Origin of the sequence: Paenibacillus tyrphae (assembly GCF_027925525.1) — a bacterium.
In the GTDB taxonomy this organism is placed as follows: Bacteria; Bacillota; Bacilli; order Paenibacillales; family NBRC-103111; genus Paenibacillus_G; species Paenibacillus_G tyrfis_B.
Genome location: NZ_BSDJ01000012.1, coordinates 32528 through 46884, shown reverse-complemented (window position 1 = coordinate 46884; position 14357 = coordinate 32528). Strand labels below are relative to the sequence as shown.

The 14357-nt window shown below is 54.2% G+C and carries 16 protein-coding genes; all 16 read left to right on the top strand.

The features are described from left to right. Nucleotides 1–211: 211 nt before the first annotated feature. The 16 genes from trpE to QMG93_RS16165 all read left to right on the top strand — a co-directional run bounded on the left by trpE (nucleotide 212) and on the right by QMG93_RS16165 (nucleotide 14343). Nucleotides 212–1753 (top strand): anthranilate synthase component I, encoded by a 1542-nt coding sequence (trpE, locus tag QMG93_RS16240; RefSeq protein ID WP_281938198.1) that lies wholly within the window; start codon nucleotides 212–214, stop codon nucleotides 1751–1753. Nucleotides 1754–1783: 30 nt separating this feature from the next. Next, nucleotides 1784–2827 carry an anthranilate phosphoribosyltransferase gene (trpD, locus tag QMG93_RS16235; RefSeq protein WP_281938196.1) on the top strand — a complete coding sequence of 348 codons (1044 nt, stop codon included), beginning with the start codon at nucleotides 1784–1786 and terminating at the stop codon, nucleotides 2825–2827. After that, the gene (gene trpC / locus QMG93_RS16230; RefSeq protein WP_281938194.1) at nucleotides 2817–3626 is read left to right on the top strand and encodes an indole-3-glycerol phosphate synthase TrpC; all 810 of its coding nucleotides are present in this window, start codon (nucleotides 2817–2819) and stop codon (nucleotides 3624–3626) included. Before trpD ends, trpC begins: the two co-directional genes overlap by 11 nt. A 7-nt stretch (nucleotides 3627–3633) precedes the next feature. After that, nucleotides 3634–4326: a phosphoribosylanthranilate isomerase gene (locus QMG93_RS16225; RefSeq protein WP_281938192.1), complete on the top strand. Its 693-nt coding sequence runs from the start codon at nucleotides 3634–3636 to the stop codon at nucleotides 4324–4326. Beyond that, a complete protein-coding gene (gene trpB / locus QMG93_RS16220) occupies nucleotides 4319–5524 on the top strand; it encodes a tryptophan synthase subunit beta (protein WP_281938190.1) in 1206 nt (401 codons plus the stop codon). The genes QMG93_RS16225 and trpB overlap by 8 nt, the downstream gene beginning before the upstream one ends. After that, complete coding sequence (trpA, locus tag QMG93_RS16215; RefSeq protein WP_216792195.1) at nucleotides 5511–6323, top strand: tryptophan synthase subunit alpha; 813 nt, start codon at nucleotides 5511–5513, stop codon at nucleotides 6321–6323. The genes trpB and trpA overlap by 14 nt, the downstream gene beginning before the upstream one ends. 46 nt (nucleotides 6324–6369) lie before the next feature. Beyond that, on the top strand, nucleotides 6370–7470 hold the full coding sequence (hisC, locus tag QMG93_RS16210; RefSeq protein WP_216792194.1) for a histidinol-phosphate transaminase: 1101 nt from the start codon (nucleotides 6370–6372) through the stop codon (nucleotides 7468–7470). Further along, on the top strand, nucleotides 7467–8555 hold the full coding sequence (locus QMG93_RS16205; RefSeq protein ID WP_216792193.1) for a prephenate dehydrogenase: 1089 nt from the start codon (nucleotides 7467–7469) through the stop codon (nucleotides 8553–8555). The genes hisC and QMG93_RS16205 overlap by 4 nt, the downstream gene beginning before the upstream one ends. 395 nt (nucleotides 8556–8950) lie before the next feature. Further along, nucleotides 8951–9544 carry an RNA polymerase sigma factor gene (locus QMG93_RS16200; RefSeq protein ID WP_025846334.1) on the top strand — a complete coding sequence of 198 codons (594 nt, stop codon included), beginning with the start codon at nucleotides 8951–8953 and terminating at the stop codon, nucleotides 9542–9544. Further along, nucleotides 9541–10167: an anti-sigma factor family protein gene (locus QMG93_RS16195; protein WP_216792192.1), complete on the top strand. Its 627-nt coding sequence runs from the start codon at nucleotides 9541–9543 to the stop codon at nucleotides 10165–10167. The genes QMG93_RS16200 and QMG93_RS16195 overlap by 4 nt, the downstream gene beginning before the upstream one ends. 65 nt (nucleotides 10168–10232) lie before the next feature. Further along, nucleotides 10233–10823: a histidine phosphatase family protein gene (locus tag QMG93_RS16190; protein WP_216792191.1), complete on the top strand. Its 591-nt coding sequence runs from the start codon at nucleotides 10233–10235 to the stop codon at nucleotides 10821–10823. A gap of 185 nt (nucleotides 10824–11008) precedes the next feature. Next, nucleotides 11009–12136: a hypothetical protein gene (locus QMG93_RS16185; RefSeq protein WP_281938184.1), complete on the top strand. Its 1128-nt coding sequence runs from the start codon at nucleotides 11009–11011 to the stop codon at nucleotides 12134–12136. A gap of 94 nt (nucleotides 12137–12230) precedes the next feature. Next, nucleotides 12231–12743, top strand: coding sequence for a gamma carbonic anhydrase family protein (locus QMG93_RS16180; protein ID WP_281938182.1), 513 nt, complete (start codon nucleotides 12231–12233; stop codon nucleotides 12741–12743). Nucleotides 12744–12797: 54 nt separating this feature from the next. After that, nucleotides 12798–12989, top strand: coding sequence for an IDEAL domain-containing protein (locus tag QMG93_RS16175; protein WP_025846329.1), 192 nt, complete (start codon nucleotides 12798–12800; stop codon nucleotides 12987–12989). 115 nt (nucleotides 12990–13104) lie between these two features. Beyond that, nucleotides 13105–13557, top strand: a complete 453-nt coding sequence (locus QMG93_RS16170; protein WP_281938178.1) for a DUF2487 family protein — start codon at nucleotides 13105–13107, stop codon at nucleotides 13555–13557. 240 nt (nucleotides 13558–13797) lie between these two features. Continuing rightward, nucleotides 13798–14343: a ubiquinol-cytochrome c reductase iron-sulfur subunit gene (locus tag QMG93_RS16165; RefSeq protein ID WP_010501010.1), complete on the top strand. Its 546-nt coding sequence runs from the start codon at nucleotides 13798–13800 to the stop codon at nucleotides 14341–14343. Nucleotides 14344–14357 lie beyond the last annotated feature (14 nt).

Genomic DNA, 14357 nt, shown 5'->3' with positions numbered 1-14357 from the left:
TTACCCGTTCATGGAAAGAACCGTCAGGATGCGTGCGGCGCACTATCGGCAGGTTTATTTTAACCTACCCTAGGGCGGCTTGACGTACTTTGGACATACTTTCTGTTTGGACGAATCCTTCATCCGCTGAATACCGCCTCTACGATGCGTAGAGGCTTTTTTACGTTTGCAGAGCCTAGTTATTTTTGAGTTGAGAAGAGGAGAGATGACGATGCACACACCGGAAGCAAAAGAAGTCGTTAAGCTTGCCAGCCAGTATAACCTGATCCCCGTCGTCCGCCATCTGATGGCCGATACGGAGACGCCGATCCGCGTATTTCAGCATTTTTACGAAGAGAAGCGTGCCTTCTTGCTGGAAAGCGTGGAGGGCGGGATCAAATGGGCGCGATATTCGTTTATCGGAACCGACCCGTTTATGTTTATTCAGGCCAAAAACGGCGTGACTCGCATCGAAGGTCCGGAAGGAACGACGACCTCGAAGGAAAAGCCGGTGGATGTGCTTAAAGCGCATTTAAGCGCGTATACGAGCCCTTCGCTGCCGGACTTGCCGCGTTTTACGGGCGGGGCCGTCGGATTTTTCGGTTATGATCTGCTGCAGTATTACGAGAAGCTGCCGGCGCATCGGCAGGACGATCTGCAGATGAACGATTTGGATTTTATGTTTTGCGATCAAGTGATCGTGTTCGATCATTTTAAACAGCAGCTGAAAGTCATCGCCAATGTGCATGTGCCTCCCCACGGTACAGAAGCGGACATCGTCGCCGCTTACGAAAAAACATGCGCCAAAATCGATGCGACCATCGAACGTCTGAAGCGCCCGTTGCCGGCGCTTAAGATGAATCACCAGTCTATCCCCGACGATGTTGATCTGGGAGAAGTTCGCTCGAACGTGACGAAGGAGCAGTTTCTGGCGAACGTCGATCAAGCGAAGGAATATATCCGGGCAGGCGATATTTTTCAAGTGGTCCTGTCCCAACGTTTCGAGATCGAAACGGACATTTCGCCGCTGTACGTGTACCGCATCTTAAGAACGATGAATCCGTCGCCGTACATGTACTGCCTCAAAATGGATGAGGAGGTCATCGTCGGGACATCTCCCGAGCTACTCGTCCGCGTTGAAGACGAGAAGGTGGAGACCCGGCCGATCGCCGGTACCCGTCCCCGCGGGCTGACGATCGAGGAAGACCTGGCGCTCGAACAGGAGCTGCTGGCCGACGAGAAAGAGCGTGCCGAGCATTTGATGCTCGTCGATCTTGGCCGCAACGACCTCGGGCGCGTCTCCGAATTCGGTACCGTTCAATGCGACACGTTCATGCAAATCGAGCGGTACTCTCACGTCATGCATATCGTGTCCAACGTTTCAGGCAAGCTGGCGAAGGACAAAGATTTCTTCGACGCTTTCATTTCGTGCCTGCCAGCCGGTACTGTCTCGGGCGCTCCGAAGCTCAGAGCGATGGAGATCATTGCCGAGCTGGAGAACGAAGCGCGCGGTCCTTACGCCGGAGCCATCGGTTATTTCGGCTTCTCGGGCAACCTCGATACATGCATTACGATCCGCACCATCGTATTCAAGAATGGCAAAGCTTATGTCCAAGCAGGCGCCGGAATCGTCTGGGACTCCGTTCCGGAGAACGAGTACCAGGAAACGATCAACAAAGCCAAGGGCATGCTTAAATCGATCCGCATGGCGGAAGCCGTTTTTGCAACGAAAACGCCGGAGTATGCATTGATCAATCACGATTATTATCAGTAATAACATCGGGATAATGGGGAGGCACGGACAATGGAGCAAACGACGTTGACGGTTCAACAGGCGATTGGGAAAATTATCGGGCTGCAGCATTTGACGCGCTCCGAGGCGCGTGATGTGATGTCCGACATTATGGAAGGCGGGGCGACGCCTTCACAGATCGGAGCTTTGCTTACAGGACTCCGCATAAAAGGGGAAACGATCGAGGAAATCGCCGGCTTTGCCGAGACGATGCGGATGAAAGCAAGCCGGGTCCGCACCAGACAGACGAATCTGCTTGATACGTGCGGCACCGGAGGAGATGGCGCAGATACGTTCAACATTTCGACGACAGCGGCCATCGTAGCGGCGGCGGGCGGCATTCGCGTGGCGAAGCATGGGAACCGGGCGATGTCCAGCAAAAGCGGCAGCGCTGACGTGCTCGAAGCGCTTGGCGTCAATATTCAATTGAATCAGCAGCAGGCGGCGCGCTGCCTGGAGCAGGTCGGAATCTGCTTCATGTTTGCGCAGTTGTATCATCAGTCGATGCGGCATGTTGCCGCCCCACGCAGGGAGCTCGGCGTCCGCACGGTGTTTAACTTGCTGGGCCCCCTCACGAACCCGGCCGGAGCCGACCGCCAGGTACTCGGCATCTTCGACCGTGGCAAAACGGAAACGATCGCCCATGTGATGCAGGCGCTCGGCGTAAAGCGTGCGCTCGTTGTTGCCAGTCTCGACGGGCTGGACGAAATCAGCATCTCTGCCGGCACGCAGGTGACCGAGCTGAAGGACGGGAACATTCGTACTTTTGAAATTACGCCGGATGAGTTGGGGCTTCGTACTTACAGCATCAAGGATGTCATCGGAGGAGACGCCCACGTGAACGCGGGCATTATTCGCCGGATTTTCGCCGGTGAGACGGGCGCTTGCCGCGACATCGTGCTGGCCAATGCCGGAGCGTGCTTCTACGTTACCGGAATGGCCGGAACGCTGCAGGAAGGCGTAAAGCTTGCCGCAACGGTTATCGATTCAGGCCGGGCCCAGGCGAAGCTGGAGCAATTAGTCCAATGTACGGGAGAAGAGAGCTATGTTTCTTGATCGCATTGTTGCCACCAAACGGCAGGAAGTAGCGTCGCTAAAAGAGCGAATTACAATCGCCGAAATGGAAAAAACGATCGCCGGACTGACGCCGTGCCTCGGGTTCGAGCGCGCGCTCAGCGCAGGACGGAAGCGTCCGATGGGACTGATCGCGGAGGTGAAGAAGGCTTCGCCTTCCAAGGGCTTGATCCGGGAAGATTTCGAGCCTGTCCGGTTGGCGAAGGCTTATGAAGAGGCCGGGGCAGATTGCTTATCGGTGCTGACCGACGCTCCGTATTTTCAAGGCTCCAACGATTATTTAAGCCGGGTGAGACAGGCCGTCGGCGTGCCGCTTCTGCGCAAAGATTTTACGATCGATCCACATCAAATCTACGAGGCGCGCTGCATCGGAGCCGACGCCATTCTGCTGATCGCCGCCATCCTGACGACCGAGCAGATGCGGCAATTCCAATCAATCGCCCGAAGCATCGGTCTCGATGTGCTGATTGAAGTGCACGATCAGGAGGAGCTGGCCCGCGTGCTGGAGCTTAGCCCGACGATGGTCGGCATCAATAACCGCAATCTTCAAACGTTCGTGACCGATCTTCACACGACGGAACAGCTTGTGAACTCCATTCCGAAAGGGACGACCGTCGTTAGCGAAAGCGGCATCTCGAAGCCGGAGGAGATCGAATGGCTCCGTTCGGTCGGAGCTCATGCGGTGCTCGTCGGCGAGCATTTTATGCGGCAGCCGGACGTATCCGAAGCCGTGCATTTCTTGATGGGCTCCTACTCCGAAGCGGGTGCCGGTAAGGAGTGAGCAGCGGATGACAGCGCGGGTGAGCGTGAAAATATGCGGTCTGCGGACCGTAGAAATGGCGGAGCAGGTCGCCGTACTTCCGGTAGATTACGTTGGCTTCGTCTTTGCCCCGAGCAAGCGGCAGGTGACGCCACAGCAGGCCGGCGAGATGATCCGCAGCATGAAGTCGGCTGCCGGGGCGAAGGCGCCTGCAGCCGTCGGCGTCTTCGTTAATCCGACGATGGAAGAGCTTGAGGCAGTGCTGCGGGAGGCGGCGCTGGACGTCGTGCAGCTTCATGGGGAAGAGAGCGCCGAGTTCTGTCGCGCTGTGAAGCATGCTTTTCCGGGGACGCTCGTATTTAAGGTATTTACCGTGAAGGCCGGTGAAACGAAGGCGGGGAATGAGTCCACAGGCACAAGCAGGCTGGAGCCGTACCGCCATGCCGTAGACGGCATGCTGCTGGATACGCACGATCCGGTGTACGGCGGGGGGGCGGGCAAAACGTTTGCTTGGGATACGATTCCGCCTTATCTCGCCTGGTGCCGGGAGGCCGGCATTCCGCTGCTCGTGGCCGGTGGGCTGCAGCCGGATAATGTGCGGGACCTGCTCGATGCGTATATGCCCGATGGCGTAGATGTGTCCAGCGGCGTTGAAACGGAAGGCGTCAAAGATATCGTGAAAATAAAAAAATTCGTCGAGAGGGTGCAGACCATTGTATAACGGACCGGATATTCACGGCCGATTCGGCAAGTTCGGCGGGCGTTACGTGCCGGAAACGCTGATGAACGCTTTGATCGAGCTGGAAGAATCGTTCAAAAAATACGCAAAAGACGCTCGGTTTCAGGAGGAGCTGAACTACTGGCTGCACCGTTATTCGGGACGTCCGACTTCCTTGTATTACGCAGGAAGACTGACCGAGCATTTGGGCGGCGCAAAAATCTACTTGAAGCGTGAGGATTTAAACCATACGGGCGCCCATAAAATCAACAACGCGCTCGGCCAAGGGTTGCTCGCCAAGTGGATGGGCAAAACGAAAATTATCGCCGAAACCGGTGCTGGCCAGCATGGGGTCGCTACAGCCACGGTCGCCGCGCTGCTCGGCTTTGAGTGCAAAGTGTTCATGGGCGAAGAAGATATGAAGCGTCAGCAGCTCAACGTGTTCCGGATGAACCTGCTCGGCACGGAAGTGGTTCCGGTGCTTTCCGGTACCCGGACGCTGAAGGACGCCTGCAACGAGACGCTGCGTTATTGGGTGAGCCACGTGGACGATACGTTCTATATCCTCGGTTCAGCTACCGGGCCACATCCGTACCCGATGATGGTGCGGGATTTTCAACGCATTATCGGCGACGAATCCCGCAAGCAAATTCTTGAGCTGGAAGGGCGGCTGCCGAATGCGGTTATTGCGGCCGTAGGCGGGGGCAGCAATGCGATCGGGATGTTCTATCCGTTCGTGCAGGACGAGAACGTGTGTTTGATCGGTGTAGAGGCCGCCGGACGAGGCGTCGATACGGATAAGCATGCCGCGACGATGACGAAAGGCAGCCAAGGGGTGTTCCAAGGCTCTTACAGCTACTTGCTGCAGGACGAATTCGGCCAAGTGCAGGAAGCGCACTCGATATCCGCAGGTCTTGACTATCCGGGCGTTGGGCCGGAGCATGCTCATTTGAAAGATACCGGCCGGGCGGAATACGTCCCGATTACGGATAAAGAAGCGCTGGACGCGCTGCAACTGCTAAGCCGCAAGGAAGGGATCATCCCGGCGCTCGAAAGCGCGCACGCCATCGCCGAGACGATCAAGCGGGCGCCTGCGATGAGCAAAGACGATATCATTGTTGTCAGTCTCTCCGGACGCGGCGACAAGGACGTGGAAGCGATTATGAGTTATTTGGGAGGAACTGCCGATGAATCGCATTGACCGGAAATTTGCCGAGCTGCGTGAACAAAAACAGCCGGCTTTCATCCCGTTTTTGACGATCGGAGACCCGGACGTGCGGACCTCGGTCGACATCATAAAAGAGCTTGAGAAAGCCGGAGCGGCGATGATCGAGCTGGGCGTTCCGTATTCAGACCCGCTGGCGGACGGCCCGGTCATTCAACGCTCGTCCATGCGTGCGCTCAAAGCGAACCGCATCTCGATTCTCGATTGCATCGGAGCGGCCCGTGAGGCGCGCAGTGAAGGCTGCGAAATCCCGTTTATTTTATTTACTTATTATAATCCTGTGCTGCAAACGGGGCTTGACCGTATATTCAAGCTTCTGCAAGAAAATGGAATTGACGGACTTATTATTCCCGATCTCCCGATGGAGGAGGATGAAGAGGTACGAGTGCTGGCGCAGCAGCACGGCCTTCATCTCATCCCGCTTGTCGCCCCGACGTCCAAAGAACGCGTGCAGCGAATCGCTTCGCGTGCCAGCGGCTTCGTTTACTGCGTATCGTCGCTCGGCGTTACGGGGACGCGGACTGAGTTCCACAGCGGCATCGACGAATTTTTGACCACTGTTAAATCGTCGACCGATCTGCCGATCGCCATCGGCTTCGGCATCTCTACGCCGGAGCAGTTTGCGCGGTTCGCGGGGACGTGCGACGGGATCGTGGTGGGCAGCGCTTTGGTGCGCACGGTGGAAGAAACGCTGCCGCTCCTCACGAATGAGTCGACAAAATCGCAAGGGCTCTTGCAAATTCATGAATTTGTGCGAAAATTAATGGGGAACTGATTCCGGTATTGGAGCTACTAATTCATGTGACGAGGTGACCTTTGTCGTGCAGCCTAAACAAAATATCGTACATCTCCCGGTCTACCAGCCGGGAAAACCGATCGACGAAGTCAAGCGCGAGCTTGGTCTGACGGAAGTGATCAAGCTTGCTTCCAATGAAAATCCTTTCGGGTGCTCGCCCAAAGCGAAAGAAGCGATTGCCGCGATGCTCGACCAAGTCAGCATCTATCCGGACGGCGGCGCCGTTGAGCTGACGAATGCCGTTGCCGGCAAACTGGGGGTACAGCCGAATCAAATTATTTTTGGACTCGGGTCGGATGAAGTGATCTTGATGATCGCCCGCGCCTTCCTGACCCCGGAAGACGAGACCATTACCGCCTATCCGACGTTTCCGCAGTATAAGCACAACGCCGAGGTCGAAGGGGCCAAGGTGATCGAGGTGCCCGTGGATGCGAACGGAAAGCATGATCTGCAAGCGATGCTGGGCAAAGTAAATTCCCGGACGAAGATTGTCTGGATCTGCAACCCGAACAACCCGACAGGGACGATGCTGAACGAAGCGGAAATTACGGCGTTCCTGGAGGCCGTGCCAAAGAACGTTATGGTCGTGCTGGACGAAGCTTACGCGGAATACAACGTGAGCGGGCAATATCCCGACAGCGTCAAGCTGCTGGAGAAGCACAATAATGTTGTCGTGCTGCGCACGTTTTCCAAAATCTACGGCTTGGCGTCTTTGCGCATCGGTTACGGCGTAGGCCATCCCGATGTCGTTCGCTCGATCAATCAGGTGCGCGAGCCGTTCAATACGACGAGCTTCGCCCAAAAAGCGGCGCTGGCAGCGGTAAACGACGATGCGTTTATCGAGTCTTGCCGCGAGGCAAACGCCCAAGGTATCCGGAAGCTGACAGCGAAATTCGCCGAGCTGGGACTGCCGTACTTCGATGCGCACGGCAACTTCATTATGGTTGACGTGAAGCGGGACGGAGGCGCGGTGTTCCAAGGGCTGCTGCGCAAAGGAATTATCGTCCGTCACGATCCGAGCTGGGGCTATCCGACCATGATCCGGGTAACGGTAGGCAGCGAAGAGCAGAACAACAAATTCCTTGGAGCGCTGGAGCAAGTTCTGAGCGAAGTGGCCGTCTCATGACAAAGGTTGCCATATTCGGAGTCGGATTAATCGGCGGCTCGTTGGCCCTGTGCTTCAAGGGGAAGCCGGGACTGACGGTCGTCGGCCATTCCAATAATCCGAAATCCGTAGAGAAATATTTGAAGCGCGAAGTCGTGGATCATGCAACCACTTCGATTGAGGAAGCAGCGGCGGAAGCGGATTTTATATTTTTGTGCGTTCCGGTTGGTAACCTTGATGAGTATTTGCACAAATTGTCCGTGCTCCCGTTGAAACCGGGCTGCGTCATCACCGATGTTGGAAGCACGAAAGCAAGCGTAACTGCTTGCGCTTCGCGCCTTCAACTGTCGGGTGTTCATTTTATCGGAGGGCATCCGATGGCTGGCAAGGAAAAGTCGGGCGTTGAGGCAGCAAGCTCCCGATTGTTCGAGAACGCCTTCTACGTGCTGACGCCGGATGCCGGAACGCCGAAGGGAGCTTATGACCGGCTTGCGGAGCTGCTTCAGCATACTCGGGCGCATCTGGTGAAGGTAGACCCGGTCCTGCATGACGAGATTGTCGGCGCAATCAGCCATCTGCCGCATATTATTGCCGTGGCGCTCGTGAACCAAATCGCTCGTTATAACGAATCGAACGAGCTGTATCAGAATTTGGCGGCGGGCGGCTTCCGCGACATTACGCGCATCGCTTCCAGCGACCCGGTCATCTGGCGGGACATTCTGATCAACAACCGAGAGGTGGTCCTGAAGCTGCTTCGGGATTGGAATGACGAAATTGCCGGGTTTATCGGTCGGTTGGAGGCGGAGGACGGTCCTGGCATCGAACGAGAGTTTCAGAAGGCCAACGAGTTCCGCAGCGGGTTGCCGGAGCGGCGCAAGGGCGTCATTCATTCGTTCTACGATATTTATGTGGACGTGCCTGACCATCCGGGGATCATCGCGCAGATTACGACGCTGCTCGGCAGTCACCGGATTAACCTCAGCAACATTCAGATCATCGAAAGCCGGGAAGATGTCCCCGGGGTTTTGCGCTTGTCGTTCCGGGAGGAAGGACAAATGGACAAAGCGCTGGAATTGCTTAAAAAAGACTACGCGGTTCACGTGTAGTCTTTTTTTTAAAAAAAATCGAAACCGTTTTCAAAAAAACCATTGACATTTTGTAAACGTATACATATAATAAAAGTACAGTATGGTTTCTCTCCACTCCTATCCGAATAATGGCACACTGTGCAACCGCCTGAATTTCAGGCGGTCTTTTTTTTGCCGGTGTGCATATACAGAAAATGGGTCGATAAAGAAGTAAAAGTGCACACCTGTTTTTGGAAAAAGTTATGAATCTTGTCGGAAAAGCAGGATTTTTGGCTAGTTACCTCGAATCTTATATGATCGTCCCCAATTCTAAAAAAAATTTTAAAATCGACCGCAACTTTTTTACTCCCCAATAGTACAACAAAGTAGCATCGCTGGGAGTAAGCAGGAATCACAAGGAGGGTCGCACTCGCATGACCGATTCCCAGTTGATCAGAGAAATCAAGGACGGCAACGTCCAACTATACGACGAATTAATGCGCCGCTACGAACGTAAAATATTGGCATTCATCTTTCATATGCTGAAAAGCGCACAAATGGAATCGCTGGCGGAGGACTTGTGCAACGAGACCTTTTACAAGGCTTATCGCAGCCTGCATTCGTTCCGCGAGGTAGAGGCGACCTTCTCCACTTGGCTCTACACCATTGCGCGCAATACGGTTCTTAGCGAGCTGCGTAAACATAAGAACACCCAGGTTTCATTGGAGCAAAGCGGATACACGCCTCAAACCGCAGTGGAAACATTACCGGAACAAACGGTGCTTCGCAACGAAAAGGTGACTATGGTTCGCGATGCGATCAACAATTTGCCTGAGAAGCAGCGTTCCGCGCTTATATTGCGAGAGTATGACCAGCTTGACTATCAAGAGATAGCGAATATCCTCGGACAAACGGTGAGTTCGGTCAAGTCTTTGTTGTTCAGAGCAAGGGCCAGTGTAAAGCTTCAACTGGAGCCATACTTTCTTGAACCGATCTTTGAGGAGTATGAGGAGATGAATCGACGATGAAATGCGATGACGTTTATGATTTTTTCGGCATATACTGGGACCTGCCGGAAGACGATCCGAACCGGCTGGCGGTGGATGAGCATATCCAGAATTGCCCGGCATGCGCTGAAGAATTTCAAATATGGCAAGAGAGCACGGAATTAATCCGCACGGCCGGGGGGGAAACGACGTTCGACAGCGGCGAGGTTTCCGTATCCACCAGCGTAATGAAGCGAATCTATGCGGATGAGTCGTGGCGCACTCCCGTGGGCGACCGTCTGTATCAGTTCTCTTTTAAGCTGCGGCGGAACCTGACTGCGGTGATCGCTTGCTTTATCGCTTTGTTTATGGTCACCTTTTACTTTTCGTTTATGAACGACGGTCGGTACGAAGCCGGCTCGGCGCACGAATCCGCGGTTTTCGGGCGGATGAACGATCCCGTCGTTGCCGTAGCCGGGCAATCGGATTCGATGAACGTGCATGCGATGCCTACAGCCGTAGCAAGCCTTCGTGGGTTTAGCGATCCGTTCATGTACCAGGTCGGACCGATTCGTACGGTCAACGATTATATGCTTTTCGTTTCGTTATTCGGATTGACCGGCACGCTCCTGATCATGAATTGGTTTTCGCGCACGCGTCAGTAACGAGAAGCCCCGTTTCCGGGGCTTTTGTCTTTTGCATCAGACAGAAAAGGAGAGTCGGCGAACGAATGTTAACGCTTGGGTTTATACGTCATGGGACAACGGAATGGAATTTGGCTGGACGCATGCAGGGGCAGATGGACACGCCCTTGGCAGAAGTCGGCAGGGTACAGGCCGAGTTGCTGGCAAAGCGGCTTGCGGGAGAGGCATGGGACGGCGTTATTGCCAGCGATCTGCTTCGGGCTAAAGAAACGGCTCTTACAATATCCCGTCTTACCGGAACTCCGCTTCTTGGGTTGGATGCCAGGCTGAGGGAGCGGGCATTTGGCGAGCTGGAAGGGACCACGCTGCAGGAGCGCACTGATCGTTGGGGCGAGGGTTGGAGAGATTTGGATCTCGGCGTGGAGAGCGATGAGAAGCTGCTGGCGCGCTGGGCGTCCTTTCTCGTCGATGTGGACCGCGAGCATCAGGGCAAACGGATCTTGCTCGTCAGCCATGGCGGATACATCGCACCGGTGCTGGCACAGTTTATCGGAAGAAAGATTGAAGAGCATCTGAGCAATACGTCGCTCACGGTCATGGAACGGACGCCGGGCGGCTGGCAGTGCCGTCTGCTAAACTGTACCGTCCATCTTGCGGAGCTTGGGCAAGGAGCTTGACAGTAATACCATACTTAGCCGAAATGAAGCGGCTTTGCACGCATTTCTATTTTTAGAAGCGCGTGCAAAGCCGCTTTTTTACATGGAACGGAAATAAACTTTTAAACGACCGCGTTTAAATTTAGAACATTTTCCCATACTGGGTACTAAGAAAGTTTGGAGGGAAGTTCTGGAGGGACGAACGGATGAATTTAGCCGACATGTTAAGCTATGCCGACATTCACCAGTTGAGCCGCATCGCAGGTACGTACAACTGCGAGTGCAACGGACATTCGAAGAACGAGCTGATTCAATCGATTTTGTCGACCGTAGGACGAAGAGACATTTTCGACAGTCAGATCGGAGCGTTGTCCACCCAGGATATCCGGTTTCTTAATTCGCTGCTGTTCGACCAGCGGGGATCGTTCAGTCTCGAAGAGCTTGTCGCCCGGGTGCAGCAGAGCCGGTTCGAGAAAGAAGAAACGGATGCGGCTTGGAATCCGCGAGATACGATTACCCGCTTCAAGCAGCTAGGCTGGCTGTTTAACGGCCATTCGCAGCAGACGAAATATTTGTTTCAAGTGCCTGCGGATCTGAAACGCCGGTTTGTTACCGCCCTAGCCAAGCGATTCGAGCAGCAGCTGGACGCCGCCGAAGAGCCCCCGGTCTACCGGGACGAGCAAAAGCTGATCCTGGACGACATCGCGAATTTCCTGCTCTTTCTGCGCGATCAGGAAGTCATGCTGACGAGCGATAACGCGATGTACAAAAGGAGTCTTCAGCAGGTGCTGGAACGGATGGCTGTGCGGGAAGAGTCGGTAGGGAAGACGGCCTGGCGTTTCGGCTACGGACGGATGTTCCGCGAATATCCGAACCGCTTCTCCTTCATCTACGACTATTGCTACTATAACGATCTCGTCACCGAGCATCATCAGGTGCTTGCGCTGACGGAGCAAGGGCTCGCCCGGGTTAACGAAGGAGGGAAGGAAGACCCGGTTCAGGTGTACCGTTTCTGGTTAAGGCTTTATAAAGGCCCTGTTCCTCACCTGCAATCGATCGCCCAATGGTTGAACCGTCTGTGCAAAGACTGGGTGACGTTCGATTCCGTGAAACGGGCGTTCGTACCGCTGATCCGTCCCTTTTATTACGATACGCCCGATTCCATCCTGGAACTGCGTATCGTCCAAATGATGATGCATCTGGGACTGCTGCGGATCGGAGAAGAGGAACGGTGCGGCCGTGTCATTCAGGTGACGAAGCTTGGCAGCAGCATTATCGAGGGCACCTATGTGCCGGATGAAGAGAAGATTGTGCTGCCATTTGACAACAGGTAATCCCCTTGCTACAATCACTCCATTTAATTCGTCTGATCCGTTCCGATCGAATGAAGAGCGGATGCCCAGGCTTCCAAAAGGAGTGGCGATAATTATGCTTCACAGCTATAACGGCATTACCCCTACGGTTCATCCTACCGCTTTTCTTGCAGCGGGCGTGCAGATCATTGGCGACGTGGAAATCGGCGAGGGCGCAACGATCTGGTACAATACGGTGCTGCGCGGCGACTTGGCCCCGATCCGAATCGGAAAAAGGAGCAACATTCAAGACGGATGCATCGGTCACGTCAATACGGACCAACCGCTCATCGTCGAAGACGAGGTTTCCGTTGGACACGGCGCGATTATTCACGGGTGCCGCGTAGGCAAAGGCACATTAATCGGCATGGGGGCGATTGTACTTAACGGCGCCGTGATCGGTGAATATGCTTTAATAGGAGCGGGTTCGCTCGTGACCGAAAACAAAACGATCCCCCCGTTTACCCTGTCGCTCGGATCCCCGGCTAAAGTGGTGCGCGAGCTGAAGGAGTCGGACCTTGCACGAATGAAACGGACAATGGAAAGCTACTGCTTAAAGGGCGAGGAATATCGGAAGGAACGGAAGTAAGGGAATGCTGGAATGAATCGAAATAATCATGACCCGGTTTGGAGGTAGGTTCTCATGGGCAAAATGAATGTGACGAACGAAATGATGCTGAGTTTGTTTGCTGAAATGTTGCTTGATGAAGCACTGCGTAACTACAAAGAGCAGGTTCTATATAAAGAGATCGATCAAGCTCTGGCCAAGGGAGACGAACAATCCTTCATTGCCCTAACGACCGAACTCAATGCGCTGCGCTCTCTGGGGAAATGACGATTTCAAGTCAGTCCGGAACACAAACGTGTCATTTTTGCGAAAAGACATATGAAGCCCGTTCATATGTCTTTTTTCTATGTTAAAGTAAAGATCAGGAAAGAAGGTGATACATATGAAATTCAGCGAAATTCAAGAAACGCAGTGGGAGGAGCTTCGTCCTTACTTGGACACGTGCCTGTTACCGGTAACCGGACTGCGGGGAACCGAAGCGCCGTGGCAGGCGGCAAGCGAGCTTGAGCGGCTGCGCGACGCTCTCGATTTATTGGAGATCCCGTTTAAAGGCCGAACCGTTACCTACCCGGCCATTCACTTCGTTCCGTCGAGTTCGGGAGAGGCGTTCCTTGGAGAAACCTGTGGTAAGCTTAAAGAAGCCGGTTTCCGGTATGTGGTGATCGTGACGGCCAAATCGGGGGAAGAGCTTGTTCTAAACCCGGAAGAGCTGGGGGGAAAAGCGGATCTTTTGCTTCGATTTACACCGGAGGAGCTGCGCCAATCCGCCTCGGACGCGAAAAGACGGGCTACCGAAGAGGTAATGGCTTTATGGAGCGGAAGGCAAACGTTGTGAAGCATGTATGATCTGTGGGAACTATGCAAATTCTATGCAAGAGCCCTCGTTTTCAGGGTGTTCCGGCAGTTGTGACAATTTCGTTAACACTGTTATCAGCGGCCAGAATTACACGCCGGAATGGCCTGTCTTCATTCTTGACGCACCCAGAGACGTAAGCTATTATTAGTTATGTCCTAGTATATGGTGTAAAGTTATGTCGAACGACTGATATATGTTGCAAAAGGGGGTAGAACGAAAATGAACGATCACTCGAATCAAGAGTCGCAGCATCACGGTGAGAAGCCAGTGGCGCGTCGTGAAATGTCCAGACGCCAGTTTCTTAACTACACCCTTGGCGGAGCTGGAGCTTTCATGGGGGCCGGGATGCTGGTTCCGATGATTCGGTTTGCGGTGGATCCGGTTCTTCAGCCTAAAGCTCAGGCTCAATGGGTTAAGGTTGTAGAAGAATCGAAGGTAACGAACGAGCCGAAATCCTTTAAATTTAAAGTACATCAAGTGGATGGCTGGTACGAAAGCGAACCGGAGCTTGAGGCGTGGATTTCCAAAGGGAAGGACGGCAAGGTCTTCGCGCTCAATCCGACGTGTAAGCACCTAGGCTGTACGGTCAACTGGAACGGCAGTCCGGAGTATAAGGATCAATATTACTGTCCTTGCCACGGCGCCCACTATACCGCAGACGGCAAAAACTTGGCCGTCGCACCGCTGCCGCTCGACGAATACGAAGTGAAGATCGAACAGGGTTTTGTGTACCTGGGTCAGCTCGGTCCGAACAAACGGGTGTAATAAGGAGGCGTAAC